The sequence below is a fragment of the Geodermatophilus sp. URMC 61 genome, from assembly GCF_052931555.1.
Genome location: NZ_JBRFHZ010000002.1, coordinates 2,482,921 through 2,506,925 on the forward strand (window position 1 = coordinate 2,482,921; position 24,005 = coordinate 2,506,925).

The following is a 24,005-nucleotide window of genomic DNA, read 5'->3' on the forward strand; positions in this document are numbered from 1 at the left end:
CGATCACACCTCCTCGGGCTTGGCGAAGCGGATGTAGAGCCAGGCGAGGATGCCGAGCAGGACGATGGCGGCAACGCTCATCGCGGCGGCCTCGCTGGCGCGGAACGCCTTGAAGGCGGTGTCGTAGATCATCACCGGCGCGGTCGTGCTCGCCCCGGACGGTCCACCACGGGTCACCAGGTAGATCGAGTCGATGATGTTGAAGGACCACAGGGTCCCGACCAGGCCGAGCGCGAACAGCACCGGCTGCAGCAGGGGCAGCGTGATGTGCCAGAACATCTGCCAGGCGTTCACCCCGTCGACCCTGGCGGCCTCGTAGACCTCGCCGGGGATCGTCTGCAGCGCCCCGAAGATGATCACCGTGCCGAGCGGGAACCAGTGCCAGCTGTTCATCAGGATCAGCGTGGGCATCGCCCAGACCGGGTCGGCGAAGAACTGCACGCCGTCCAGCCTCACGGCGCCGAGGCCCTTCGCCACGAGCCCGTAGTTGCTGTTGGTCAGCCACTGCCAGATGACCGCCACGGCCACGGTCGGGATCACCCAGGGCAGCAGGACCCAGGTGCGCGCCGCCTTCGACCAGCGGCCCACGCGGGTGAGCAGCAGAGCCGTCGCCATGGCCAGCACCGTCTGGACGACGAGATTGCCGACGAGCCACACGGCGGACCGTCGCAGGCTCGCCCACAGGGCGCTGTCGCCGAGGACGGTCCGGTACGTGTCCAGCCCCACGAAGGAGGACGGGGTGCCCACGACGGCCTGGTTCTGCAGGCTGAGCAGCACCGTGTTGACCAGCGGGAACCCGATGACCAACAGCATCAGCAGGATCAGCGGCGCCACCAGAGCGATGCCCAGGAGCGTCTCCGACCGGCGCCGGGGCCGCGGGCGGACCGCGGCCTCGGGGACCCGTTCCGGCGTGCCCCCCGGCCGGGTGCGGAGGCCGCCCCCCGCACCCGGCGCGGCTGTGCTGGCCATCAGCCCTGCACCGCGTCCTGCATCATCTGCTGGCCGGCGGCGACCGCTTCGGCCGGGTCCTTGCCCTCGACGGCGATCTGCTGGACCACCTGGGCGAGGACGTTCTGACCGGAGATGTTGCCGATCTCGTCGACGTACTGGCCGTCGACGAAGCCGAACAGGGCTCCGCTCTGGGACTGCTCCAGCATCTTGTCCACGCAGTCCCGGTACGTGGTGATGACCTCGCTGGACGTCCAGCTCTCGGCCGTGACGCCGTCCTCGGTCAGCGGCAGGAAGAGGCCCGGCTCGGCGTTGAGGAACTCGCCGTAGTTCTCCGGCTGCAGCAGCCAGGTCAGGAAGTCCTCCGCCGCCTGGGCGCGCGTGTCGTCCTCGGACAGCACCATGGCCGCGTTCGAGTAGTAGATGCTCCCCGGCTGCCCGCCATCGGCCGGCTGCGGGATGGCCGCACAGCCCAGGTCCTCCGCCGGGCGGCCCGACTCCTCCTCGAAGGGCGCGAGGTACTGCCCCTTCTCGATCGCCATGGCCGCCGCACCGCTGTTGAAGGCGGCCTGGGGCTCACCCCAGGAGTAGTTGGCACTGTCCGGCGGCGAGAACTCCATGAGGCGGTCGTAGAAGTCGAAGGTCTCGACCACCTCGGGCCGGTCGAAGTCCGGCTGCCCGTCCTCGGTGAAGAAGTTCCCGGCACCGTTGGTCAGCATGAAGCTGTAGATCACCTGGTCGGTGGCGAGGTTCTTGCCGGCCGGGAGGGCGATGCCGCTCTGCCCGTCCTTCGTCGCCGCCTGTGCGGCGGCGAGGAGGTCGTCCCACGTCGCGGGTGCCTCGGTGATGCCGGCCTCGGCCAGGAGGTCCTTGCGGTACCACAGCATCTGGACCATCCCGTACATCGGGACCGCCCACACCTCACCCTCGTCGGTGTAGGGCGCGGTCGCCGCCTCGATGTACTGGTGCTCGCCGTCCATCTGCTCGACGACATCGGTCACCGGCCGCACCTTGCCCAGGGGGCGGACGTAGGTGGTGAAGTCGGGGATGGTGAAGAGGATGTCCGGCTGGGTGCTCGACTGCACCGCGCCGGCGATCTTGGTGTAGATCTGGTTCCAGTCCTGGACCTGCTGCTCGACCCGGAACTCGGGGTCGGTCTCGTTGTAGCGGTCGATCAGCTCCTGCCACGCCTCGACGCGGTTCGGCGGCTGCTCCATGTGCCACAGCGTCAGCGTGTCGCCCCCACCACCCTGCTCCGCGACGCCCCCCGTGCCCCCGCCGCACGCCGTGGCGCCGAGCGTGAGGGCGACGAGAGCGGCAGAGAGCGGCGCGCGCCTCCGGATCCTGCGGACCGTCATGAGGTTCGTCCCTTCCGTGTACCTGCCACCCGGACGGGCGACTTTGGTCTAGACCTAACCCCCGTTGCGCCTTGCTTGTGAAAGAGCGTTTCGGATCCTAGGGTTGCGGTCTAGAACACGTCAACGGCCCGTTCCCCCGCTCAGCCGAGGAGCACGCATGGCGTCACATCCGGCGCCTCCCGGTCCGGAACCGTCAGGGCTGCCCAAGTACCTCGAGATCACCGCCGCCCTCCGCCAGGAGCTCAGACACGCTCCCGACGGATCGCGCCTGCCGCCGGAGCGGGACCTCGCCGAGCGCTTCGGCGTCAGTCGCATGACGCTGCGCCAGGCGCTGGACGAACTCGAGCAGCAGGGGCGGCTCGAGCGGATCCGGGGCAGCGGGACGTTCGTCCGCCGGCCCACGGTGACCATGGGCCCGTTCCTCACCTCCTTCACCGAGGACATGCGGGCGCGGGGGCTGCAGCCGTCGGCGCGGGTGCTCGGCTTCACGCGGACGGCCGCGAGCGCCGAGGCGGCGGAGGCGCTCGCCCTGCCGGAGGGTTCGGCCGTGGTGTGGATGGAGCGCCTGCGCATGGCGGACGGTGAGCCGATGTGCGTGGAGGTCGCCCAGTTCCCGGCGCGGTTCCAGCGACTGCTGGAGGAGGGCGACCCGGAGCAGTCGGTCCACGACCTCCTGCGCAGGGGCGGCGTCGTCCCGTCGTCCCTACGGCGGCGGGTCCGCGCCGTCGCGGCGGTCCAGCGCGAGGCACTGCTGCTCGACCTGCCGGACGGCGCGCCGGTGCTCGAGGTCCTCGACGTGTTCGCCGACCCCAACGGCCGGCCGATCCAGTACGCCCGGTCGCGGTACCGACCCGACCGCTACGAGGTCTGGACGTCGATCCAGTCGCCCCCGACACCCCACCCCGACGACCGTCCCCGGAAGTCGTCCGACCCCCGGAGGTCCCCGTGACCCGTTCCGCGCACACCAGCCCGGACCTGCCGGCTCCGGCGGGGCCGTACAGCCACGTCGTCCAGGCGGGGGACGTGGTGTGGACGGCGGGCTTCGGCCCCCAGGATCCGGCCACCGGACAGGTGCCCGAGGGGATCGAACGGCAGACCGAGCAGGTGATCGACAACGTCGAGGCCGCGCTGGGCGTGGTGGGGCTGGGTCTGGGCGACGTCGTCAAGGCCACGGTCCACCTGCAGCACCTCGAGCGGGACTTCGCGGCCTACAACGAGGTCTACGCCCGCCGGTTCCGGTCGCCGTACCCGGTGCGCACGACCGTCGGCAGCGACCTGCTGGGCATCCTGGTGGAGATCGACGTGGTGGCGGTCCGCCCCTCCGCGCCCGCCGGGGAACCTGGCCGGTGAGCGCCCGCCCGGTTCTCGGTGGCGTCTGGTTGGTCGGCAGCGGAACGGACGAGGCGGCGCTGACGGACCCCCACGACTGCCACTGCTACCTCCTGTGGGACGGCGACGGCGGCGTCCTCGTCGACGCGGGGACCGGGCTCGGCGCCGAGCAGTGGCTCGACAACGTCCGCGAGGTGTGTGATCCGAGCCGGCTCGGTGGCGTGCTGCTCACCCACTACCACGCCGACCACGCCGGCGGAGCGGCCGCGGCGCAGGAGGCCGGCCTCGCCGTGTTCGCTCACCGGCTCACCGCGGAAGCGCTGGCCACCGCGGACGAGGAGCGGACGCAGCTCGCGCGGGCACGCGCTGTCGGCGTGTACCCGCCGGACTACCGACTGCGGCCGGCGGAGGTGCAGCCGCTCGCCGGAGGCTCCCGGGTGACCTCCGGCGGCGTCTCCGTGGAGGTCATCGACGCCCCGGGCCACTGTGACGGCCACCTGGTCTTCCTCGTCGGGACGACGGGCGGCGCCCTGCTGAGCGGTGACTGCCTCTTCTCGGGTGGCCGGGTGAGCCTCCAGGCCATCCCGGACTGCCGGCTCGTGGAGTACGCGGACACCGTCGCGGCCCTGGCGGCTCGCTCCCCCGACGTCCTGCTCCCCGGCCACGGGGACCTCGTCCTCGGTGGGGCCGCGGAGGCGGTCGATCGTGCCGCGTCGTCCTTCGCGCGACTGGTCCCGCCGCCCAACTTCCTGGTCGCCTGGTGACGCCCCCGCCCGGCGGCCCGCAGGTGCTCACGGGCAGCGTCGTGCTGCCCGACCGGCTGGTGGCCGACGGAGCCGTCGTCCTCGTCGGGGACCGCATCCTGCACGCCGGGCGCCGGGACGACCCGGCCGTGCCGGTGGACGGAGCCCGCGCGGACCTCCCGCCGGACGTGCTGCTGCTGCCCGGCCTCGTCGACCTGCACTGCCACGGCGGCGCAGGAGGGGAGTTCGGCGCCGACCGGGAGTCGGCGCGGCGCGCCGCCGAGCACCACCACCGCGCGGGCAGCACGACGGTCGTGGCCAGCCTCGTCTCGGCCCGGCCCGCCGCGCTGGTCACCGGGATGCGGATCTCCGCGGAACTCGCGGCCGAGGGCGTGGTGGCCGGCGTGCACACGGAGGGCCCGTTCCTCTCCCCCGCCCGGCGCGGAGCGCACGACCCGGCCGCGCTGTCACCGGTCGACCTGGGCCTCGTGGCCTCGCTGGCGGAGGCCGGTGACGGGCACTGGCGCACCATGACCTTCGCGCCCGAGCTGGCCGGGACGGCCGAGCTGACCCGTCGACTCGTGGACGCCGGCGTCGTGCCGGCGGTGGGGCACACCGACGCGGACGCCGCGACGGCGGCCGCAGCGCTGACCCGTGCGGCCGAGCGGCTCGGCGATCGGCGCCGGGCCGTGGTGACCCACCTCTTCAACGCCATGCCTGCGATGCACCACCGGGAACCGGGACCCGTCGCGGCGAGCCTGGCGGCCGCGGCGCGGCGGGAGGCGGTGGTGGAGCTGATCGCCGACGGGGTCCACCTCGCGGACGCCACCGTGGCCATGGTGCTCGACGTGCTCGGCCCGGAGTCGGTGGCCCTGGTGAGCGACGCGATGGCCGCGACCGGCATGCCCGAGGGCCGCTACCGGATCGGGGACCTCGACGCCGTCGTCTCGGCCGGCACCGCCCGACTCGTGGACGGGGGTGCCATCGCCGGCAGCGTCAGCACACTGCTCGACACGGTCCGACGCTGCGTCCAGCACGTCGGCGCCCCGCTCCCCGCTGCGGTACGCGCAGCCAGCGGGACCCCAGCGGCGGTCCTGGGCCTCGACGACGAGGTGGGGGCGCTGCGACCCGGTCTGCGGGCGGACGTGGTCGCCGTCGACCGGGGACTGCGGCCCGTGGCGGTCTGGCGAGCCGGACACCGGCTCGACTCCTTCCCGGCCCCCTGACCCGGTGCAGACCGGACGCAGCAGCGTCCCCACCCCCACACGCGCTGCCGCTCTCGGGCACCTGGACGGGAGCGACGGCGCCCGCCCTCCTCGGGCACCTGCGCGCCGGCGGTCGAGTCACCCGTGCGCTGCGCGCCTGTTCTGCCGGGAGGTCGCCAGCCCCAGGCCGAGGACGGTCCCGGCACCGATCGCGGCGGGGGTCCCCCAGCCACCACCGAGGACGAGCCAGGCCAGGAGCGCCGCTCCGAGAGCGGCGCCGATGAGGGCGAGGACGGAAGCGACGGCGCTCGGCACCAGGGAACGGTCCATGCCCGCTACATCGGCAGGCCGGGGCGGGGGGTGGACGACCGAGCGACTCCGCCACCGCTGCCGGCCGGACCCAGCCGCCGCCCGCGGGCCGGGCTCGGTACCGCCGACCACGCCCGGGACGCCCCGGTCGGGTGCCACGGCACGCCAGGATGCCCGGCCATGAAGTACGTGATGACCTACCGCGCGGTCGAGGACTTCCTGCCGCTGGCCCAGGAGAACTACCCCGCACACTCGGCGCGGGTCGACGAGTTCGCCCGGCGCGGCGACCTGCTGATGGTCGGCACCTTCGACGAGCCGATGAACGGCGAGGCCATGGGCGTCTTCACCACCCGCGAGGCGGCCGAGGAGTTCATCGCCGGCGACCCCTTCGTGGTGAACGGCGTGGTGGCCAGCTGGGCGGTGCGCCCGTGGAACGAGGTGCTGCAGCCCTGACCGGTCACCCGGACGGGTGACGGCCGTCCGCGCCGACGCCGCCGCCGCCCTCGACCTGCCGTTGAGGACGTGTCCGGTCCACGACGGAGGAGGTGCACGGTGCGGGTCTCGTTCCTGGTCTACGGCGTGCTCTACGTCGTCGTGGAGATCGTCGGCGCCCAGATCGAGGCGATCGGCTGGCCGCAGCTGACCGCGCTGGACGTCGCCACCGCGGTGGCCAACGCCTGCCTGACCGTGGCCGTCGGCATCGCCGTCCTCGTCGGCGCGGACGTCGGCGGGCGCCGCTGGCACCGCTCGATGCTGGCGTGGCGCGAGGAACGGGCGCGACTCGACGCGGAGTCGTGGCACGAGCCCGGGACGATCACCGTGTCCTCCTGGCGACCGGAGCCGCTGGCGCTGCCGGCCGGCCGGTCGTGGGAGCCCGCACCCGGCGGGAGCTACGCCGTCCCCGCGCGCGGCCGCCCCTTCCCCGAGGACCCCGGGCACCTGCTCTGACGGCGGTCCGTGCGGACGGTGCGACCTCAGCCGGCGAGCACGGCGGCCTCCGGACCCAGCTGGTGCGCGGCGGCCGCGGCGGCACCGCCACGGCGGATGGCCCCGGCCAGCGACACGGCGTCCGCCGGAGTGGGCCGGGTGCCCGTGCCGGCGATCGGCTGCCGCACCTCGTCGGCCGGGGCGCCGGCGGCGTCCGTGCGGAGGTACACCCGGCCCTCCAGCGCCAGCCGCTCGGTGAGGTCGGCGTCCAGGTCCGCCGCGGCCAGGTCCTCGACGTCGAGCAGGACGACCGGGTCGGTGGAGGGCGTGACGGTCATGGCGGGAGTCCGTTCCGTTCGGGGCCGGGTCCGTCCCGGCAAGGACGACGGTCCGGTCCGCACCGCAGCGCCGCGTCGAGGGACCCGCACGGTTCCCGCAAGGTCCGGTGCGATCGCCCCAGCGCCCCGCCGGACCGGTTGGACGACTAAGGTCGTCGCCGTCGGGAAGGCCCTGCGCACTGGCAGGACCCCGATGCACCACCTCAGCTAGGAGCGAGCAATGCCCGAAGGAACTGTCAAGTGGTTCAACGCGGAGAAGGGGTTCGGCTTCGCCACCCCTGACGGTGGCGGACCGGACGTCTTCGTCCACTACTCGGCCATCCAGACCAGCGGGTATCGCTCGCTCGACGAAGGCCAGCGGATCTCGTTCGACATCGAGCAGGGCCAGAAGGGCCCGCAGGCGGCGAACGTCCACCCGCTCTGATCGACCGATCAGCACGGCGCCCCCGTTCCGGCTCAGCCGGGCGGGGGCGCCGTCGTCTCCGGGACTACCGGCGGGCCCGGGGCACGTACCCCCCGATGAGTGCCGACATCAGCAGGGCACCGGCGTCCGGCCCGACCGCCGCCGCGGCGTCGGCGAACGCCCGCCACCGGGCCCGCTCCACGTCGGTCGGCGCGTTCTCCGCCCGGGCGGTCAGCTGCTCGAGCAGCCGGTCCCACTCCCCCTGCGGTGTCGGCCAGAGCCCGGCCAGCCGCCGGGCCTCGGCCGAGATCCCGGTGAACCGCACGATCTCGCCCGCGTAGTTCGTCAGCGCCTCGACGTAACCCGCCGCCACCAGCGCCCGCGCCGCCGCCGTCACCTCCGGCTTGGGCAGACCGCTCGCCGGCACGACCTGGCCCAGGTAGGGGTTGCCGCCGTACTCGGGCCCGTCGACCAGGCGGGCGATCGCGCGCAGCACCGGCAGGTCGCGGGTGAACCAGACGTCGTCGAGGAGCTCGCCCACCCGTCCAGTCTCCGCCGCGCACGACGGCGCCCCGCTGCGGGGGGCAGCGGGGTCCCCCGTCAGTCTCGCGCCCCGGTCAGCTCCGGCCGACGGGCCAGGACCACGCCCAGGGCGACGTAGCCGACGAGCAGGTGCGCGGCGCCGATGTACTGGGTGACGGCCGGCAGCAGGAAGGCCGTGGGGACGACGACCGGCGCCCAGCTCTCGGCCACCATCGGCCAGAAGCGGGCCGCCCCGCGCCACCGACCGGCGATCGCGGTGCGGACGCCGATGGCGGCCATGCCGAGCATGGACAGCGGCCAGAACAGGTCGATGACGAAGAAGAAGCCCGTGTCGTACAGCCCGGGCGTCAGCGCCCACATCAGCGACGACACGATGGCGACGGCCAGCAGCGCGTGCTCGACGTGCAGCAGGTTGCGGGCGAGCCGGCCGGTCCCGATGGCGCCGGTGCGCACCTGCGCCGTCACCAGGAAGGCCAGACCGAGCTGGAAGGCCACCGCGGTCAGGTTCACCACGACCGCCTGCCAGGTGCCGGCCGGCGGGGTGGTGCCGAGGGCCGCGCAGGCGGCCGCCCAGGACCCGGCCCCGGTGACCACCGCGATGCCGGCCCGGCGGACCAGCCGGGTGGAGGCCGCTGCGGACGCGGGGGTCGAGGGGACGGCCGACGCGTCGGTGCGCGCCGGGGCGGGGGTGGTGCTGAGGGACATGTCGTCCTCCGGGTCTGGTTCGCGGTGCCCTGTGCACCGGCCGGGAGAACCGTCACCGGGTCGCGTCCCGGGCACCCAGGGGCCGGCGCCCTCGATCGGGTCACGTACCGCGTCCCGGGAGACACGGGACACCCGGCTCATGGCGCTCGGGACACCGGGCAGGCCAAGATCCCCGGGTGCAGGTGACGGCGCCGGTGGGCGAGCAGGAGGGCGCGGCCCGCGCGCCGGCTCGCGCCGTCTCCCCGCCCCGGTGGGCCGGGGTGGTCGCGTGGGGCTCCCTCGCCGTCACCGTCCTGGCGACGGCGGCCGCGGCGGTCCTCGACGCCGTCACCCCTGCGTCCGCGCGGGCCGCCGCCGACCTGTCGGTCGGGTGGGTCGAGTGCCTCCCGGGGGTGGCGCTCGGCATCCCCGGCACGCTGCTCCTGCGGCGCGTCCCGCGGAACGCCGTCTCCTGGGTCCTCGCGGGCGTGGGGACCCTCTGGGCACTCGAGGGGCTGGCTCAGTCGTGGCTGACCTTCGCGCTGCAGGGCGACCCGCCGTTGCCCGGCGCCTCGTTCGCCCTCTGGTTCGTCGCGCGGTTCGGGGCCGTGCTCCTGTCCGGCCTGCCGCTGCTGCTCCTGCTCTACCCGGAGGGACGGCTGCCGACGGGCCGGTGGCGACCGCTGAGCCTCGCCGCCCTGGCCGCCCTGGCGCTGCACCCCCTCCTCCTGAGCGTGGCGCCGTCCGCGGTCGCGCTCGCACGGGACGACGAGCGCCTCCCCGAGGTGTACGCCGGCCTCGACCTGGACCCGGTCAGCCTGCCGCTGCCCGCGTCGGTGGCCCAGCCGCTCCTGCAGGCGGCCCTGCCGCTGGCGGTGCTGGGCGTGCTGGTCCCCGCCGCCGGCGTCGCCGCCCGGCTGCGCCGGGCCCGCGGCGAGGACCGCCGCCGGATGCGGTAGCTGCTCTGGGCCGGCGTGGTCGACGTCCTGGTGATGGCCACCGGGCTGCTGACGCCCGGGACGGGCAGCACGCTGGCCCTCCTGGCCGCCCTCGCGCTCACCGCGACGGCGGTGACCGTCGGCATCCTCCGGCCGCGCGCGGTCGACATCGACCGGCTGCTCGGCGGCACCCTGGTCTACGGCGGGCTGGCGATCGGCGTGGTGCTGCTCGACCTCGCCGTCCTCGCCGCCGCGGGTGCGCTGCTCGGTGACCGGTTCGGCGAGCGCGACGCCACGCTGCTCACCCTGCTGCTCGTCGCCGGGCTGTACGTGCCGCTGCGGGCACCGCTGTGGCGGCTGGTCCGCCGCTGGGTGCTCGGCGAGCAGGAGGACCCCTACCGGGTCGTCTCCGGGTTCGCCGAGCGCCTGGAGCGCTCCGACGGCGCGGAGGAGCAGCTGATGGCGGTCGCCGCGGGGATCGCGGAGGCGTTCCGCTCCCCCTACGTCGGCGTCGAGGTCGACCAGGCCGACGGCCGGCAGCTGCTGGCCGAGTCCGGACGCCGGCCGGCCGCGGTGCGCTCGCTGCCGATCGCCTACCGCGGCGAGGAGGTCGGCCGGTTGCTGCTGCCGCGGGACGGCGTCCGCGCGCAGCTGGTGACCCGCGACGAGCGGCTGCTGGCCGACGTCGTCCGGCAGGCCGCCGCGGCCGCCCGGGCCGGCGCGCTCGCCGCCGAGCTGCAGGCCAGCCGCGAGCAGCTGGTGGCCGCCCGCGAGGAGGAGCGCCGCCGGCTGCGCCGGGACCTGCACGACGGGCTCGGGCCGACCCTCGGCGCCGTCGTCCTGCGGATCGACACCGCGCGCAACCTCGCCGCCGGCCGTCCGGAGGAGTCCGACCGGCTGCTGCGCCAGGCGCGCGACGACGTCGCCGCCGCGCTGACCGACGTCCGCCGCCTGGTGCACGACCTGCGCCCGCCGGCCCTCGACGACCTCGGGCTGGCCGGGGCGGTGGCCCAGCAGGCCGAGCGGCTGCTCGCGCCCCGGGTCGCGGTCACGGTGGACGCCGAGGACACCGCCGACCTGCCCGCCGCGGTGGAGGTCGCCGCGTACCGCATCGCGTCCGAGGCACTGGCCAACGTGGCGCGGCACGCGTCGGCCACGCGGGTGCGGGTGACGCTGGCACGGGACGACGAGGGCGCGCTGGTGGTCACGGTCGCCGACGACGGCGTCGGCATCGCGCCCGGCGCCCCGGCCGGCGTCGGGCTGGTCTCCCTGCGCGAGCGGGCGGCGGAGCTCGGCGGCCGCTCCACGGTCGAGTGCCCGTCGACCGGCGGCACGGTGGTGCGGGCGGTGCTGCCCGCGGAGGGAGGAGGTGCCGGTGTCCGAGCCTGAGGAGCCGTTGCGGGTGGTCGTGGTCGACGACCACCCGGTCTACCGCGACGGGCTCGCCGTGCTGCTGGGCTCGGTGCCGGGCATGGCGGTGGTCGGCACCGCGGCGGACGGCGCGGCCGCGGTGGCCCTCGCCCGCTCCGAGCAGCCCGACGTCGTGGTGATCGACGTGTCGATGCCGGTCCTCGACGGCATCGAGGCCACCCGCCGGATCACCGGCGAGTCACCGTCCGTCGGGGTCGTCGTCCTGACGATGAGCGAGGACGACGGGACGGTGTTCGCCGCCGTCCGGGCCGGTGCCCGCGGCTACCTGCTCAAGGGCGCCGACCAGGAGGAGGTGGTCCGCGCGATCACCACGGTCGCCGGTGGCGGAGCGGTGTTCGGGGCGGCGCTGGCGCGGCGGATCGCCGAGTTCTTCGCCGCCGGGCCGAGCGGACCGGAGACGGCCTTCCCGCAGCTGACCGCCCGCGAGCGGGAGGTGCTCGACCTGGTCGCCGCCGGGCGGTCCAACGCCCAGATCGCCGCGGCGCTGTACCTGTCGCCGAAGACGGTGCGCAACAACGTCTCCAACGTGCTGACGAAGCTGCAGGTCACCGACCGGGCGCAGGCCATCGTGCGGGCGCGGGAGGCCGGGCTCGGACGCTGATCAGCACTGGCGCGGGGCTCGTACCGTTGAGCGCATGACGACGTCCGCGCAGAACCAGCCGAAGGTCAGCAAGAGCGACGAGGAGTGGCGGGCGCAGCTGTCGCCCGAGGAGTACGCCGTCCTCCGCCAGGCCGGCACCGAGCGGCCGTGGACCGGGGAGTACGTCGACACCAGGACGCAGGGGGTCTACAGCTGCCGCGCGTGCGGGGCCGAGCTGTTCCGGTCGGAGACGAAGTTCGACTCGCACTGCGGCTGGCCGTCGTTCTACGAGCCGTCGTCCGCCGACAACGTGGTGCTGCGCGAGGACCGCAGCCACGGGATGGTGCGCACCGAGGTGCTGTGCGGCACCTGCCACAGCCACCTCGGCCACGTCTTCGACGACGCCCCGCAGACCCCGACCGGCGACCGGTACTGCATCAACAGCGTCTCGATCCGCCTCGAGCCCGCGCAGGGCTGAGCCCTGTCGAGACGCTCCCGAGGGCGGTCATCCACCTCCGGATGACCGCCCTCGGGCACTCGTCGGTGTCGTGGCGGCCAGCACCGGTGCCAGCTGCCGCCAGCGGTGCTGCCGCCAGCGGAGGAACCCACTGGCCAGGACGCCCACCAGACCGGTCAGCCGTCCGGCGCCGATCTCGACCTCGTCCGTGTAGCGGCAGCTGGTGGGCCCCGTCGGCTCGACGGTGAGTCGGTGGCGCCACACCGACACCGGCCCGCCGTGTTCCTCCGTGCGAGCCGTCATCGCCGCGTCGTCGAGGACGTCGATCCGCAGGGTGTGCCGCGAGACGGGGAGCAGCCCGAGGAGCAGCAGCCGGGTGCTCACCGACTCCCCCTGCTGCCAGTCCCGCTGCCGACCGTCGAGTGCCGGCATGCGGAGCACGGGAGCAGCGACGTGCACCAGGGTCGCCGGGGACCGCAACGCCCGCCAGACCACCGCCGCCGGCGCGTCGAGGGTGCAGGTGCGCCGAACCGTCCGCAGCCGTCGTCCGTCATCCCGGCGGGCGACGGACGGGCGAGGCGTCACGGCAGGTCGGCGACCAGCTCGGCGACCTGCTTGCGGACGCCGGTGTAGAAGGGGACCTCCTCGCGGACGTGCCGCCGGGCGGTCGAGGCCCGCAGCTCGCGCATGAGGTCGACGATGCGGTGCAGCTCGTCGGCCTCGAAGGCGAGCATCCACTCGTAGTCGCCGAGAGCGAAGGAGGCGACGGTGTTGGCGCGGACGTCGGCGTACCCGCGGGCCATCCGGCCGTGCTCGGCGAGCATCGCCCGGCGCTCCTCGTCGGGCAGCAGGTACCACTCGTAGGACCGCACGAACGGGTAGACGCACACGTAGCGGCGCGGCTCCTCGTCGGCGAGGAACGCCGGGATGTGGCTGCGGTTGAACTCGGCGGGCCGGTGCAGCGCCATCTGCGACCACACGGGCTCGAGGTGCCGGCCCAGCGCGGTGCGGCGCAGCCGGGTGTAGGCCTCCTGCAGCGCCTCGGGGGTCGAGGCGTGCCACCAAACCATGAGGTCGGCGTCGGCGCGCAGGCCGCTCACGTCGTAGGTCCCGCGGACGACGACGTCCTTGCCGGCGAGCTCGTCGAGCAGCCCCTGCACCTCGTCGGCGACGGCGGTGCGCTGCTCCTCGCCCAGCGGGCGGGCCAGCCGGAACACCGACCACATCGTGTAGCGGATGGTGGCGTTCAACTCGTTCGCCCGCTTGCCGATGCTGCGCTGGTCGGTCTGCTCGCTCATGTCCCCATCATCCCCCGCGGCCGGTGGGGCGCCGCCGCCCACCCGGGAGCGGGTGGGCGGCGGCGGTGGTCTCCCTGCAGGTGGAAGGACCCCGTCCTCCTCGTGGAGGACCCCCGTGCCCCCCGCCACCCGCAGGCTCGCGACGGGACCCTGCACGGGGGCCGCCAGTGCTCGCGGCGAGTCTCTGGACGAGCCTGACTGCCGAGCCGGCGAGGAGCAGGGAGGTCCTCTCAGCGGGGGGCCGAGCTGGTCTCCCGCCGGTCCCGGTCGGACACGGTGTGGGCGTCGCGGCAGTCGTCGCACGCGGCCATCCAGACGTGGTGCCGCAGACAGCGGGCGGGGCGGAGAACGGGTCGGACAGGGTGGTGCACGGAACTCACTGGAGGCTCAACAGCCCCCGCCCCGGCCCCATGCCCCGGCCGACCGTGGCGTCGGCCACGGCTCACAGCAGCGCGTCGACAGCGTGGTACGCGTCGCGGATGCAGGCCGGCACGCCCACTCCGCGGAACGCCGCCCCGGCGATGGCCAGCCCCGGCACCGCGCTGACGGCCGCGCGGACGGCGTCCACCCGCTCCTGGTGGCCGACCAGGTACTGGGGCAGCCCGCCGCCCCAGCGGACGACGCGGGTGGCGACCGGTTCGGGCCGGGACAGCTGCAGCAGGTCGGCGACGTCGGCGACCACGGCGGCGGCGAGGTCGTCGTCGTCGCGCTGGAGCTCCCGCTCGTCGCGGAACCGGCCCACCGACGAGCGCACCAGCAGGTGGGGGTGGGTGGGATCGGTGGCGAGGTGCGGCCACTTGCGCGAGGAGACGGTGACGCCCTTGACCAGCCGGCCGGTCACCGGCGGCACCAGCAGCCCGGACCCCGCGGCCACCTCCTGCGCCGGGAACGCCATGGCGACGACGGCCATCGACGCGTACGGGATGCCCTGCAGCGGCTCGACCGCCCCGGGCGCGACCCCGGCCAGCAGCCGGGCGGCCTTGGGCGCGGGCGCGGTCACCAGGACGGCGTCCGCGCTCAGCCGCTCCGGTGCGCTCGCCCGGCCGGTGGAGAGCTCGAAGCCCGACGGCGTCCGCACCAGACCGTGCGCCGGGGTGCGCAGCCGGACCTCGGCGCCCGAGGCGGCGACCAGCGCGGCGGGCAGCGAGCCGATGCCCTCGGCGACGGTCACGAACACCGGACTGCCTGCGTCGAAGCGGCTGTGCGCCCCGGCCGCGCGGGCCGCGGCGGCGGCACCCAGGACCGACCCGGCGGCGGGCAGGTGCGCCGCCAGCTGCGGCATCGTCGCGGCCAGCGACAGCTCGTCGGCCCGCCCGGCGTAGACGCCGCCGAGCAGCGGCTCGACGAGCCGGTCGACGACCTCGTCGCCGAGCCGCGCGCGCAGCAGGGCGCCGACCGCGACGTCGCCGTCCAGCGTGAGCGGCGGCAGGTCGGCCTCGGCGGCCACCCGCGCCACGCCGTCCGGGGTCAGGACGCCCTCGAGCCCCTCGGCCGACGCGGGCACCCCGAGCACGGTGCCGGCCGGCAGCGGGAACCGGCCGTCGGGCAGCACCACCGCGGCCTGCGTGGTGGCCGGCGCCACCAGCCGGTCGGCCAGGCCGAGCCGCTCGACCAGCTGCACCGCCTCGGGGACCCGCGCGAGCATCGCCTCGGGGCCGGTGTCGTACCAGTGCCCGGCCAGCTCGACGCGGTCGAGCTTGCCGCCGATGCGGTCGCCGGCCTCCAGGACGACGACCTCGTCGTCCGGGCGGCGCCGGTGCCACTCGAAGGCGGCGGCCAGGCCGGTGATCCCGGCGCCGACGACGACCAGCCGGTTCGTCGGGGTGGTGGGGCGGGACGGAGTCACTGCGTCGTCAGCTCGTGCACCAGGTCGACGACGGAGGTCAGCACGCCCGGGTCGGTCTCGGGCAGCACGCCGTGGCCGAGGTTGAACACGTGCCCGCGCGCGGCGCGGCCCTGCCGCACGACCCGGCGGACCTCGCGGTCGACGGTGGCGCGGTCGGCCAGCAGGACGGCCGGGTCGAGGTTGCCCTGCAGCGAGCGCTGCGGGCCCACCCGGCGGGCGGCCTCGTCCAGCGGCACGCGCCAGTCGACGCCGACGACGTCGGCGCCGGCGTCCCCGATCAGCGGGAGCAGCTCACCGGTGCCGACGCCGAAGTGGATGCGGGGCACTCTGTCCTCACCCGCCCGCCCCGCGCCGAGGGCGTCGAACACCGCCCGGGAGTGCGGCAGCACCCGCTCGGCGTAGTCGGCCGCGGAGAGGACGCCGGCCCAGGAGTCGAACAGCTGCACGGCCGCGGCGCCAGCGTCCACCTGGGTGTTGAGGAAGGTCGCCGCGGAGACCGCGAGCCGGTCCAGCAGCCGGCCCCACGCCTCGGGCTCGGCGTACATGAAGGCCTTGGTCCGGGCGTGCTCCTTGGAGGGGCCGCCCTCGATCAGGTAGGTAGCGAGGGTGAACGGTGCCCCGGCGAAGCCGATCAGCGGCGTCGCGCCCAGCTCGGCGACCAGCCGGCGGACGGCGGTGGCGAGGAAGGCCAGCCGGTCGGGCTCCAGGGGCGGCAGTGCGTCCACGTCGGCGACGGTGCGCACCGGGTTCGCCACCACCGGCCCGACCCCGGGCTTGATGTCGATGTCGACGCCGGCCACGACCAGGGGCAGCACGATGTCGGAGAAGAGGATCGCGGCGTCCACGCCGTGCCGGCGCACCGGCTGCAGGGTGATCTCGGTGACCAGGTCGGGGTCCTGGCAGGCCTCGAGCATCCGGGTGCCGGCCCGCAGCGCGCGGTACTCCGGCAGCGAGCGGCCGGCCTGGCGCATGAACCAGACGGGGGTGCGCCGCACCGGCAGGCCGCGGGCGGCCCGCACCAGGTCCGAGTCGGCGGGAGAGGACGCGGGGGTCGGCGCGGCGTCGGCAACGGCGGTCACGACGTCCCATCCTCCCAGAACCCGCGCGGCGCGTCGGCGGCACGGGGCGGTCCGGCGACCTACCCTGCGAACGTGGAGCCTTCCAGCCTGGCCGGTGCCGGCCACGGCGCGGACCGACCCGGCGACGAGGTGCCGGCGGAGTTCCGCGCTGCCCTGGAGGCGCTGGCCGGCGTGACCGCCCGCCCCGAGATCGTCCTCGAGCCCATCCCGGCCCCCCAGCGCCTGGCGCCCCACGCTTACGCCGTCGGCGCGCTGGTCACCGAGCTCGACGGGGACGAGGAGGTCGAGGTCGCCACCGGACGGTTCATCGTGCTGCACGACCCGGCCGGCCACGAGTCCTGGGCGGGCACCACCCGCTGCGTCGGCTACCTGTCGGCCACCACCGACGAGCACATGGTCGACGACGCGATGTTCTCCGAGGTCGCCTGGAGCTGGCTGACCGACGCCCTCGAGCAGTGCGGCGCCGCGTCGCACGCCCTCGGCGGCACCGTCACCCGCACCGCCTCGACCCGGTTCGGCGAGCTCGCCGGCCCCGAGCACACGGTCGACGTCGAGATCCGCGCCTCCTGGACGGCGGAGGACAGCCACCTCGACCGGCACCTCACCGCGTGGCTGGACGTGCTGGGCAGCGCGGCCGGGCTCCCGCCGCCGGGCGTCCGGCTGCTGGATCCCTCCGGTCCGCAGGGAGGCGGCGCTCCGTAACATCGGTGTCCCGGGGGTGCGCGACACCCCCGCGCCGGCGCCCCTCTCCCGGGGCCTGCTGCGGCTCCGCCGCGGAACCGCGCGCTGACCACGCTGTCGAGACGGGCGAGAAGGTGGACCTGCCCTGAGCACCCAGCCCATCCCTGCCCAGCCCCTCCCCGCGCCGGACGACGAGCCGATGGCTCCCCCGGCGGTCCCGCTGCTCGCCCCGCGCGACGGGCTGCCCCCGGTCGTCGAGACCTCCACCGCGCTCGTCGAGTACGCCGAGGCACTGGCCGCCGGCAGCGGCCCGGTCGCCGTCGACGCCGAGCGCGCCTCGGGCTACCGCTACGGCCAGCGGGCCTACCTGGTGCAGCTGCGCCGTGCCGGCGCGGGTACCGGGCTGATCGACCCCATCCCGCTGCCGGACCTCTCGGTCGTGCAGTCGGCCATCGTCGACGCCGAGTGGGTGCTGCACGCGGCCAACCAGGACCTGCCCTGCCTGGCCGAGATCGGCCTGGTGCCCACGCGCGTCTTCGACACCGAGCTCGCCGCCCGCCTGGCCGGGCTGCCGCGAGTGGGGCTGGGCGCCGTCGTCGAGTCGCTGCTGGGCTGGTCGCTGCAGAAGGGGCACTCGGCCGCCGACTGGAGCACCCGTCCGCTGCCGGAGGAGTGGCTGGTCTACGCCGCGCTGGACGTCGAGGTGCTCGTCGACCTGCGCGACGCGCTGGCCGCCATCCTCGAGGAGCAGGGCAAGACCGAGTGGGCGCGGCAGGAGTTCGAGGCGATCCTCGCCGCCGGGCCGCCCGCGCCCAGGGTCGACCCCTGGCGGCGGACGTCGGGGGTGCACGGGCTGCGCAACCGCCGGCAGCTGGGCATGCTGCGCTCGCTGTGGCAGGCCCGTGACGAGCTGGCCCGCCGCCGCGACATCGCCCCGGGGCGGGTGCTGCCCGACGCGGCGATGGTCTCGGCGGTGCAGGCCGACCCGCGCACCGAGGCCGCGCTGCTGGAGCTGCCGGTCTTCCGCGGCCGGGCCAACCGCAAGCTGGTCGGCACCTGGTTCGGGGCGCTGGCCCGCGGCCGGGAGCTGCCGGAGTCCGAGCTGCCCCCGCACAGCCGCACCGGCGACGGCCCGCCGCCGGTGAACCGCTGGGCCGACCGCGATCCGGCCGCCGCCACCCGGCTGCAGGCCGCTCGCGCCGGGCTGGCCGAGCTGGCCGCCACGCACTCCCTGCCGGTGGAGAACCTGCTCTCACCCGACCTCGTGCGCCGGCTGATGTGGACCCCACCGGAGCCGCGGGACGCCGAGACCGTGGCCGCGACCCTGCGGGCCGGCGGTGCCCGCGAGTGGCAGATCGAGCTGACCCGCGACCTGCTCACCGACGCGCTCAACAGCGCCTGAGCTGTCCCAGGCATAGGAACCAATACCCACGTCCTGGGCCCGCTGATGTGGGTTTTGGTTCCTATGCCTGACCGCGCCGGGGTCTCCGAGGAGGTGACCGGCGCCCGGTTCCTGCCGAGGGGCGTCGCCAGCCTGCCCGCCTGAGGAAGGACCCCGTCCTCCCCAGCCCTCGCAGGCTCAGGGCGGGGCCGAGCGTGGCGGCGGCCGCCGGTCTCAGGCGGCTGCCGCCACGCGGTCGGCGACGTCGCGCAGCAGCTCGACCCAGTACTCGCCGCCGTCGTCGCGACCCAGCCTGACGACGACCACGTCCGTGGCGGGGTCCACGTACACGTACTGCCCGAAGTTCCCCCGGGCGAAGAACCGGCCGGGACGCTCGGTGTCCACCCACCACCAGTACTGGTAGTGGTCGGCGGGGTCGCGCGAGGTGTCACGGGCCGTCGCCTCGCGCACCCACTCGGCGCTGACCACCTGGCGGTCCCCGACCCGGCCCTCGTGGGCGACGAGGAGGCCGAACCGCGCGTAGTCGCGGGCGACGGCGTTGACCCCGCTCTCCAGCTTCTCGAAGCCGCTGTCCTCGCTGTCGAGGCTCCACGAACCGTCGGCATCGGCGCCCATCGGCTGCCAGAGGTGACGCTCCATGTACTCCGAGACGCTCGTGCCGGTGGCCCGCTCCAGCACCAGGCCCATCAGCAGCGGGTTGAAGTTGTTGTAGTTCCAGGTGCGCCCGGGCTCGCCCGCGACCTCCGCGCTGAGCGCCTCGGCTCGCAGGTCGGGGGCGTAGTACGTGGTGGCGTCGTGGCTCCACGGCAGTCCCTGCTCCTCGTAGGCGAGGCCGGAGGACATCGTCACGAGGTGCCGGAGCGTGACGTCGGCGAACCGCTCGTCGCGGTCGAGCAGCTCGGGCACGTGGTCGGTGACCGGGTCGTCGAGGCTCTCGATCTCGCCGCGGTCGATCGCGATGCCGACCAGCGTGGACAGGAAGGACTTCGCCACCGAGAAGGAGGTGTGCGGCCGGTCGGCCGCGCCACCGTTGGCGTACCGCTCGTACACGACCTCGTCGCCGTGCAGCACCACGAGCGCCTCGGTCGTGCTCTCCTCGACGAGCTGCTCGAGCCGGCGCTCGCGGCCGTCCCGGTCGGTCACCTGGTCGAGCGTGCCGCCCGGCAGCCCGCCCTCGGACAGCGTCAGGGTCGTCGGCCCGGCCTCGATCACGCGCGCCGGGAAGCGGGAGACGTCGTCGACGTCGGCCTCCCGCCAGACGATCGCGCGTGCCGCCGCCGAGCGGTCGAGGGCGGTCAGCGCCCACAGCTGCAGCCCGCCGAGCAGGACGACGAGCACGGTGAGGACGGCGACGCTCACCCGGAGCAGCCGCCGACGGCGCCGCAGGAGCCGCACGGCCAGCCACCCCGCCGCGACCGCGGCGACCGGGACCAGCAGGAGGGTGGCGGTCATCGCCCTCGCCAGGGAATCGCCGGGCGGTCGGCCGTGTGCGGGTCCACGGAGGCGACGCTAGTTGCCCGGCCGGCGCCGGAGGGACGCCGCGCCTTCAGCGGAACTTGTGGGTGAGGCTCTCGATCGTCCGGTCCACCGATGCCACCTTGACGTGGGAGAGCCCGCTGGTGGCACCGGCCGCCAGCATCGCCTCGTGCGCCGCCCGCAGCGTCGCCCAGACCGCGTCGTCGTCCCCCTCGAGGGTCGTCCCGAGGGCACCGACCTCGTAGTGCAGCCCGGAGTCCCGGATCACCGCGATCGCGGCCTCGACGTGGGCGTGCGGGTCCTCGGGGGTCCCGGCCGGCGAGGGCGCGACCTGGATCTCGGCTATCACGGCCGCTCCTCGACCGCCTCGGCGACGCTGCCCTCGGAGCGCTCGGCGAGCACCGCCGTCCACTCGGCGATCCGCCGGGCGACGTCCTGCTCGGTGAGGCCGACGTCGGCCAGCACCTGCCCGACGCTGCCGTGCTCGAGGAACGCCTGCGGCAGGCCCAGCGACCGCAGCGGCACGTCGACGCCGCGGTCCTGCAGCGCCTGGGTGAGCGTCGTGCCCACGCCGCCGGCCCGGCCGCCGTCCTCCACGGTGACCACCAGCCGGAAGCCCTCGACCAGCGCCACGAGCTCATCGGGGACCGGCAGCACCCAGCGGGGGTCGACGACGGTCACGTCGATGCCGTGGTCGGCGGCGCGCTCGGCGGCGGCCAGGCACATCGGCACCATCGAGCCGACGGCGACCAGCAGCACCTCCTGCTGCGCGCCACGGCGCAGCACGTCGACCGGGCCGCGCCGCTCCAGTGCCGGGACGTCGACCGGCGGGACGCCCTTCGGGAAGCGGACGACGCTCGGCCCGTCGGTCACCTCGACCGCCTCGCGCAGCGCCTCCCGCAGCGTCGTCTCGTCCCGCGGTGCGGCCAGCCGCAGCCCGGGGACGACGGAGAGGATCGACATGTCCCACATGCCGTTGTGCGAGGCTCCGTCGCTTCCGGTGACCCCGGCGCGGTCTAGGACGACGGTGACCGGCTGGCGGTGCAGCGCGACGTCCATGAGCAGCTGGTCGAAGGCCCGGTTGAGGAACGTCGAGTAGACCGCGACGACCGGGTGCAGCCCGCCCATCGCCAGGCCCGCGGCCGAGGTCAGCGCGTGCTGCTCGGCGATGCCGACGTCGTAGGTGCGCTCGGGGAACCGCTCGGCGAAGGCGGCCAGGCCGGTCGGGTGCAGCATCGCCGCGGTGATCGCGACGACGTCGGAGCGCTCGGTGCCGATGCGGACGAGCTCGTCGGAGAAGGCCGTCGTCCAGTCCCGGCCCTTGACCGCCGGGCTCACCCCGCTGTCGGGGTCGAAGACGCCGGTGGCGTGCCAGGCGTCGATCTGGTCGGTCTCGGCCGGCGGGTAGCCGAAGCCCTTGGTGGTGACGGCGTGCACGATGACCGGCCCGCCGAAGGAGCGGGCGCGGCGCAGCGCGGACTCCACCGCCCGGACGTCGTGCCCGTCGACCGGGCCGATGTACTTCAGGCCGAGGTCCTCGAACATGCCCTGCGGCGAGAGCACGTCCTTGAGGCCCTTCTTGATGGCGTGCAGCGCGTCGTAGAGCGCCGAGCCGAGCACCGGGGCGCGGTGCAGGGCCTGGCGGACCTGCAGCAGCGCCTGCTCGTAGCCCGGGCGCAGCCGCAGCGTGGCCAGGGCGTCGGCGACGCCGCCGATCGTGGGCGAGTAGGAGCGGCCGTTGTCGTTGACGACGATGACCACCGGGCGGTCCTGGGCGCCGGCGATGTTGTTCAGCGCCTCCCAGGCCATGCCGCCGGTGAGCGCGCCGTCGCCGATGACGGCGACCACGGGGCGCTGCTCGCCGCGGACGGCGAAGGCCTTGGCCAGGCCGTCGGCGTAGGACAGCGAGGTGGAGGCGTGGCTGTTCTCCACCCAGTCGTGCTCGCTCTCCGCACGGCTCGGGTAGCCGGAGAGGCCACCGCGCTGACGCAGCCGCGTGAAGTCCTCGACGCGGCCGGTGAGCATCTTGTGCACGTAGCTCTGGTGGCCGGTGTCGAAGACGATCGGCTCGCGCGGGGAGTCGAAGACCCGGTGCAGGGCGATGGTCAGCTCCACCGCGCCGAGGTTGGGCCCGAGGTGCCCGCCGGTCCTGGCGACGCTGGTAACCAGCGCGTCGCGGATCTCGGCGGCGAGCGCCGGCAACTGGTCGGCCGGGAGCGCCTTCAGGTCGTCAGGGGTGCGGAGCGATCGCAGGAGCGACACGAGGGGGTGCGTCCTCTCCATCGGCGGCAGGTGCGGCGTCGCAACGGCCGCCGACCCACTGTATCTGCGCTCGTCCTCCCCTTCCGGCCGAGCGCCGAGGCTGGATGCAGGCTCACAGCCGCGGCACCCACCGCTCACCCCGCAACGCACCGGCGACCACGTCCACCCCGCGGGCGGCCGACGCCAGCCGGGCACCCTCCCGCTCGTACGCGGCGATCGCCGCCTCCATCGCGTCCGCCGGCAGCTCGTCGGCGAGCTCCACGCGGAGCGTGCGCCAGCCCGCGCGCGCCGCCTCGAGCCCGGCGGCGACGTGGTCGCGGGCGAAGCGGGCCAGCAGCACCGGGTACCGGCGCAGCACCTCGTGCGCCCGGTAGTCCGGCGGGACCAGGTCGAAGAGCCAGGCGACCGCGGTGTGCTCCCAGTCGGGGGCGCCGGGCGGTCGCACGGCGGCGGGCCAGCCCGGGGGCAGCGGAGCGTCCACCGGAGCAGTCTGCCCCACGGATCGAACGCTCGTTCGATCCGCCGCGCGGCCCAGCGGCGGCGAGATCGCCGATCCCACCCGGCTGCCGGGCCGGATCCGTACGAGATCGGCGATCCCGCCCGGCTGGAGGGGTCCTTCAAGAAGTGGGGCGCTTGAGCCAGAACTGCTCGAAGCCCCAGGTGCCCGCGCCACTGGAGTGGTAGCTCACGAGCTCCCAGCCCTCGCTGCCCAGCCGGTTGAGCACCGAGCTGGTGTCACCGGCCTGGCGCTCCAGCGGCCCACCGGGGAGCTTGACGCTCACCCCTGCCCGCTGCGACTCCGCGTCGTTGGCCGTGATGACCGAGGCGTACTCCCAGGTGGTCACGGTCAGCCACCGTAGTCGGTCGCCCTCGTCCTGCCCGGACCGGCCGAGCGGATCCCGGCCGAACCCTTCCGTCACGGCGCCGTCCGGGTTACCGTCACCTTGCGCGGCCGCCCGAATGCACTGCGTGTGCACAGCGGAGTGCCGTCCTCCCGGGCTCCACGCCTGACCCGCCCGCCACCTGCCGCACCCACCGCCGAGGGGACCACCCGCATGCTCCGCCTGTCGCGCCCGCATCCCGAGCGCGCCCGCTCGTCCCGGATCGCGACGACCGCCCTGGGGATGCTGTCCTTCGTCGGCATGGCCGCCGGCCTGGGCGCCGTCGCGGCCGACGACGGCGGGGTCTCCGGGCCGGGCACCACGGCCGTGCACAGCGCGGTCGACGAGTCCGACAGCGGCGTGGGGGACGCCGTCCGGGCCGGTGAGGTCGGTGAGGCCGTCCGCGCCGGGGAGATCGGAGACGCCGCCCGCGCCGGCGAGCTGGGCGACGCCGTCCGCACGGCCGAGCGCGAGACCCCGGTCCCCTCCCCCGCCGCGTCCCTCCCCGCCGCGCCCCTCCCCGCCGAGGCCGGGCCGCCGACCGCCGGGACGCCGGAACCGGCTCCCTCCCCCGACAGCCCCGCGCCGGCCCCCTCGCGGGTACAGCAGCCGGCGCCCGCCCCGTCGCCGTCGACCGCGTCGTCCGCCGCCCCGGCACCGCGAGCCCCGGGCGTCCCGGCCCCGTCGGTCCCGAAGCCGGCCGCCCCCAAGCCGACCGCCCCGGCGCCGAGCGTGCAGGCCGCCGTCCCCGCCGTGCCGCCGGTGCTGCCGCCGACCCCGTCGGCCGAGCCGACGCCGAGGGAGGCCACCGAGACGGCGGCGACCCCCGCGCCGGACCGCGAGGACCGCAAGGACCGGGACCGCCGGAAGCGCGCCCGGGACTGACC

At 75.2% G+C, this 24,005-nt stretch carries 29 protein-coding genes; 14 read left to right on the forward strand and 15 right to left on the reverse strand.

Annotation, left to right across the window (positions count from 1 at the left end; all coding sequences use genetic code 11):
- Positions 1-3 precede the first annotated feature (3 nt).
- Together ACU610_RS11405 and ACU610_RS11410 are read right to left on the reverse strand one after the other, a co-directional pair.
- A complete protein-coding gene (locus ACU610_RS11405; RefSeq protein WP_446767828.1) occupies positions 4-969 on the reverse strand; it encodes a carbohydrate ABC transporter permease in 966 nt (321 codons plus the stop codon).
- Positions 969-2,306, reverse strand: coding sequence for an ABC transporter substrate-binding protein (locus ACU610_RS11410; protein WP_446767829.1), 1,338 nt, complete (start codon positions 2,304-2,306; stop codon positions 969-971). The genes ACU610_RS11405 and ACU610_RS11410 overlap by 1 nt, the downstream gene beginning before the upstream one ends.
- A 157-nt stretch (positions 2,307-2,463) precedes the next feature.
- On the opposite strand from ACU610_RS11410, the gene ACU610_RS11415 reads away from it, so the two are divergent.
- From ACU610_RS11415 to ACU610_RS11430, 4 genes are read left to right on the forward strand one after another with little or no spacing between them, the layout of a single operon-like run.
- Positions 2,464-3,255 (forward strand): GntR family transcriptional regulator, encoded by a 792-nt coding sequence (locus tag ACU610_RS11415; protein ID WP_446767830.1) that lies wholly within the window; start codon positions 2,464-2,466, stop codon positions 3,253-3,255.
- On the forward strand, positions 3,252-3,656 hold the full coding sequence (locus ACU610_RS11420) for a RidA family protein (protein WP_446767831.1): 405 nt from the start codon (positions 3,252-3,254) through the stop codon (positions 3,654-3,656). Before ACU610_RS11415 ends, ACU610_RS11420 begins: the two co-directional genes overlap by 4 nt.
- A complete protein-coding gene (locus ACU610_RS11425; protein WP_446767832.1) occupies positions 3,653-4,399 on the forward strand; it encodes an MBL fold metallo-hydrolase in 747 nt (248 codons plus the stop codon). The genes ACU610_RS11420 and ACU610_RS11425 overlap by 4 nt, the downstream gene beginning before the upstream one ends.
- A complete protein-coding gene (locus tag ACU610_RS11430) occupies positions 4,396-5,604 on the forward strand; it encodes an N-acetylglucosamine-6-phosphate deacetylase (RefSeq protein ID WP_446767833.1) in 1,209 nt (402 codons plus the stop codon). Before ACU610_RS11425 ends, ACU610_RS11430 begins: the two co-directional genes overlap by 4 nt.
- Before the next feature lie 117 nt (positions 5,605-5,721).
- Here the strand turns inward: ACU610_RS11430 and ACU610_RS11435 are convergent, their stop codons facing one another.
- Entirely contained in the window at positions 5,722-5,913 is a 192-nt protein-coding gene (locus ACU610_RS11435; RefSeq protein WP_446767834.1) for a hypothetical protein, read from the reverse strand.
- Between the two features lie 159 nt (positions 5,914-6,072).
- Here ACU610_RS11435 and ACU610_RS11440 point away from each other — a divergent pair, with 159 nt between their 5' ends.
- Both ACU610_RS11440 and ACU610_RS11445 read left to right on the forward strand, forming a co-directional pair.
- Complete coding sequence (locus ACU610_RS11440) at positions 6,073-6,345, forward strand: YciI family protein (protein WP_072918663.1); 273 nt, start codon at positions 6,073-6,075, stop codon at positions 6,343-6,345.
- 99 nt (positions 6,346-6,444) lie between these two features.
- Positions 6,445-6,840 (forward strand): hypothetical protein, encoded by a 396-nt coding sequence (locus ACU610_RS11445; RefSeq protein WP_446767835.1) that lies wholly within the window; start codon positions 6,445-6,447, stop codon positions 6,838-6,840.
- 26 nt (positions 6,841-6,866) lie between these two features.
- On the opposite strand, the gene ACU610_RS11450 is transcribed toward ACU610_RS11445, so the two are convergent.
- Positions 6,867-7,157 (reverse strand): hypothetical protein, encoded by a 291-nt coding sequence (locus ACU610_RS11450; RefSeq protein WP_446767836.1) that lies wholly within the window; start codon positions 7,155-7,157, stop codon positions 6,867-6,869.
- Between the two features lie 220 nt (positions 7,158-7,377).
- On the opposite strand from ACU610_RS11450, the gene ACU610_RS11455 reads away from it, so the two are divergent.
- Positions 7,378-7,581 carry a cold-shock protein gene (locus ACU610_RS11455; protein ID WP_091216949.1) on the forward strand — a complete coding sequence of 68 codons (204 nt, stop codon included), beginning with the start codon at positions 7,378-7,380 and terminating at the stop codon, positions 7,579-7,581.
- Between the two features lie 64 nt (positions 7,582-7,645).
- Here ACU610_RS11455 and ACU610_RS11460 read toward each other — a convergent pair whose 3' ends face one another.
- Positions 7,646-8,101, reverse strand: coding sequence for a hypothetical protein (locus ACU610_RS11460; protein ID WP_446767837.1), 456 nt, complete (start codon positions 8,099-8,101; stop codon positions 7,646-7,648).
- A 59-nt stretch (positions 8,102-8,160) separates the two neighbouring features.
- Positions 8,161-8,808: a hypothetical protein gene (locus ACU610_RS11465; protein ID WP_446767838.1), complete on the reverse strand. Its 648-nt coding sequence runs from the start codon at positions 8,806-8,808 to the stop codon at positions 8,161-8,163.
- A gap of 176 nt (positions 8,809-8,984) precedes the next feature.
- Between ACU610_RS11465 and ACU610_RS11470 the strand changes: the two genes are divergently transcribed.
- The 4 genes from ACU610_RS11470 to msrB are packed head-to-tail and all read left to right on the forward strand — an operon-like array spanning position 8,985 to position 12,214.
- Entirely contained in the window at positions 8,985-9,746 is a 762-nt protein-coding gene (locus tag ACU610_RS11470; protein WP_446767839.1) for a hypothetical protein, read from the forward strand.
- Positions 9,747-9,761: 15 nt separating this feature from the next.
- Positions 9,762-11,114: a sensor histidine kinase gene (locus tag ACU610_RS11475; protein ID WP_446767840.1), complete on the forward strand. Its 1,353-nt coding sequence runs from the start codon at positions 9,762-9,764 to the stop codon at positions 11,112-11,114.
- A complete protein-coding gene (locus tag ACU610_RS11480; protein WP_446767841.1) occupies positions 11,101-11,757 on the forward strand; it encodes a response regulator in 657 nt (218 codons plus the stop codon). Before ACU610_RS11475 ends, ACU610_RS11480 begins: the two co-directional genes overlap by 14 nt.
- Before the next feature lie 34 nt (positions 11,758-11,791).
- Positions 11,792-12,214 carry a peptide-methionine (R)-S-oxide reductase MsrB gene (msrB, locus tag ACU610_RS11485; RefSeq protein ID WP_446767842.1) on the forward strand — a complete coding sequence of 141 codons (423 nt, stop codon included), beginning with the start codon at positions 11,792-11,794 and terminating at the stop codon, positions 12,212-12,214.
- A gap of 27 nt (positions 12,215-12,241) precedes the next feature.
- Here the strand turns inward: msrB and ACU610_RS11490 are convergent, their stop codons facing one another.
- The 4 genes from ACU610_RS11490 to hemE form a co-directional block, all read right to left on the reverse strand.
- Positions 12,242-12,625 carry a hypothetical protein gene (locus ACU610_RS11490; RefSeq protein WP_446767843.1) on the reverse strand — a complete coding sequence of 128 codons (384 nt, stop codon included), beginning with the start codon at positions 12,623-12,625 and terminating at the stop codon, positions 12,242-12,244.
- A 149-nt stretch (positions 12,626-12,774) separates the two neighbouring features.
- Positions 12,775-13,491 carry a hydrogen peroxide-dependent heme synthase gene (hemQ, locus tag ACU610_RS11495; protein WP_446767844.1) on the reverse strand — a complete coding sequence of 239 codons (717 nt, stop codon included), beginning with the start codon at positions 13,489-13,491 and terminating at the stop codon, positions 12,775-12,777.
- Between the two features lie 442 nt (positions 13,492-13,933).
- On the reverse strand, positions 13,934-15,337 hold the full coding sequence (gene hemG, locus ACU610_RS11500) for a protoporphyrinogen oxidase (protein ID WP_446767845.1): 1,404 nt from the start codon (positions 15,335-15,337) through the stop codon (positions 13,934-13,936).
- On the reverse strand, positions 15,334-16,416 hold the full coding sequence (hemE, locus tag ACU610_RS11505) for a uroporphyrinogen decarboxylase (RefSeq protein ID WP_446767846.1): 1,083 nt from the start codon (positions 16,414-16,416) through the stop codon (positions 15,334-15,336). Before hemE ends, hemG begins: the two co-directional genes overlap by 4 nt.
- Positions 16,417-16,488: 72 nt before the next feature.
- On the opposite strand from hemE, the gene ACU610_RS11510 reads away from it, so the two are divergent.
- Positions 16,489-17,118, forward strand: coding sequence for a DUF3000 domain-containing protein (locus ACU610_RS11510; protein WP_446767847.1), 630 nt, complete (start codon positions 16,489-16,491; stop codon positions 17,116-17,118).
- Between the two features lie 178 nt (positions 17,119-17,296).
- A complete protein-coding gene (locus tag ACU610_RS11515) occupies positions 17,297-18,499 on the forward strand; it encodes an HRDC domain-containing protein (RefSeq protein ID WP_446767848.1) in 1,203 nt (400 codons plus the stop codon).
- A gap of 213 nt (positions 18,500-18,712) precedes the next feature.
- On the opposite strand, the gene ACU610_RS11520 is transcribed toward ACU610_RS11515, so the two are convergent.
- The 5 genes from ACU610_RS11520 to ACU610_RS11540 form a co-directional block, all read right to left on the reverse strand.
- Positions 18,713-19,951, reverse strand: a complete 1,239-nt coding sequence (locus tag ACU610_RS11520) for a serine hydrolase domain-containing protein (protein WP_446767849.1) — start codon at positions 19,949-19,951, stop codon at positions 18,713-18,715.
- A gap of 94 nt (positions 19,952-20,045) precedes the next feature.
- Positions 20,046-20,324 carry a thiamine-binding protein gene (locus ACU610_RS11525; RefSeq protein ID WP_446767850.1) on the reverse strand — a complete coding sequence of 93 codons (279 nt, stop codon included), beginning with the start codon at positions 20,322-20,324 and terminating at the stop codon, positions 20,046-20,048.
- Entirely contained in the window at positions 20,321-22,237 is a 1,917-nt protein-coding gene (dxs, locus tag ACU610_RS11530) for a 1-deoxy-D-xylulose-5-phosphate synthase (RefSeq protein WP_446767851.1), read from the reverse strand. Before dxs ends, ACU610_RS11525 begins: the two co-directional genes overlap by 4 nt.
- Positions 22,238-22,349: 112 nt before the next feature.
- Positions 22,350-22,718, reverse strand: a complete 369-nt coding sequence (locus ACU610_RS11535) for a hypothetical protein (protein ID WP_446767852.1) — start codon at positions 22,716-22,718, stop codon at positions 22,350-22,352.
- Positions 22,719-22,854: 136 nt separating this feature from the next.
- Positions 22,855-23,082, reverse strand: a complete 228-nt coding sequence (locus tag ACU610_RS11540; RefSeq protein ID WP_446767853.1) for a DUF4177 domain-containing protein — start codon at positions 23,080-23,082, stop codon at positions 22,855-22,857.
- Between the two features lie 210 nt (positions 23,083-23,292).
- On the opposite strand from ACU610_RS11540, the gene ACU610_RS11545 reads away from it, so the two are divergent.
- The gene (locus ACU610_RS11545; RefSeq protein ID WP_446767854.1) at positions 23,293-24,003 is read left to right on the forward strand and encodes a hypothetical protein; all 711 of its coding nucleotides are present in this window, start codon (positions 23,293-23,295) and stop codon (positions 24,001-24,003) included.
- Positions 24,004-24,005 lie beyond the last annotated feature (2 nt).

Coding starts and splice junctions, on each gene's coding strand:
- ACU610_RS11405 (WP_446767828.1), bottom strand. CDS start 969: ATGGCCAGCACAGCCGCGCCGGGTGCGGGGGGCGGCCTCCGCACCCGG.
- ACU610_RS11410 (WP_446767829.1), bottom strand. CDS start 2,306: ATGACGGTCCGCAGGATCCGGAGGCGCGCGCCGCTCTCTGCCGCTCTC.
- ACU610_RS11415 (WP_446767830.1), top strand. CDS start 2,464: ATGGCGTCACATCCGGCGCCTCCCGGTCCGGAACCGTCAGGGCTGCCC.
- ACU610_RS11435 (WP_446767834.1), bottom strand. CDS start 5,913: ATGGACCGTTCCCTGGTGCCGAGCGCCGTCGCTTCCGTCCTCGCCCTC.
- ACU610_RS11440 (WP_072918663.1), top strand. CDS start 6,073: ATGAAGTACGTGATGACCTACCGCGCGGTCGAGGACTTCCTGCCGCTG.
- ACU610_RS11450 (WP_446767836.1), bottom strand. CDS start 7,157: ATGACCGTCACGCCCTCCACCGACCCGGTCGTCCTGCTCGACGTCGAG.
- ACU610_RS11455 (WP_091216949.1), top strand. CDS start 7,378: ATGCCCGAAGGAACTGTCAAGTGGTTCAACGCGGAGAAGGGGTTCGGC.
- ACU610_RS11465 (WP_446767838.1), bottom strand. CDS start 8,808: ATGTCCCTCAGCACCACCCCCGCCCCGGCGCGCACCGACGCGTCGGCC.
- msrB (WP_446767842.1), top strand. CDS start 11,792: ATGACGACGTCCGCGCAGAACCAGCCGAAGGTCAGCAAGAGCGACGAG.
- ACU610_RS11490 (WP_446767843.1), bottom strand. CDS start 12,625: ATGCCGGCACTCGACGGTCGGCAGCGGGACTGGCAGCAGGGGGAGTCG.
- hemQ (WP_446767844.1), bottom strand. CDS start 13,491: ATGAGCGAGCAGACCGACCAGCGCAGCATCGGCAAGCGGGCGAACGAG.
- ACU610_RS11515 (WP_446767848.1), top strand. CDS start 17,297: ATGGCTCCCCCGGCGGTCCCGCTGCTCGCCCCGCGCGACGGGCTGCCC.
- ACU610_RS11520 (WP_446767849.1), bottom strand. CDS start 19,951: ATGACCGCCACCCTCCTGCTGGTCCCGGTCGCCGCGGTCGCGGCGGGG.
- ACU610_RS11545 (WP_446767854.1), top strand. CDS start 23,293: ATGCTCCGCCTGTCGCGCCCGCATCCCGAGCGCGCCCGCTCGTCCCGG.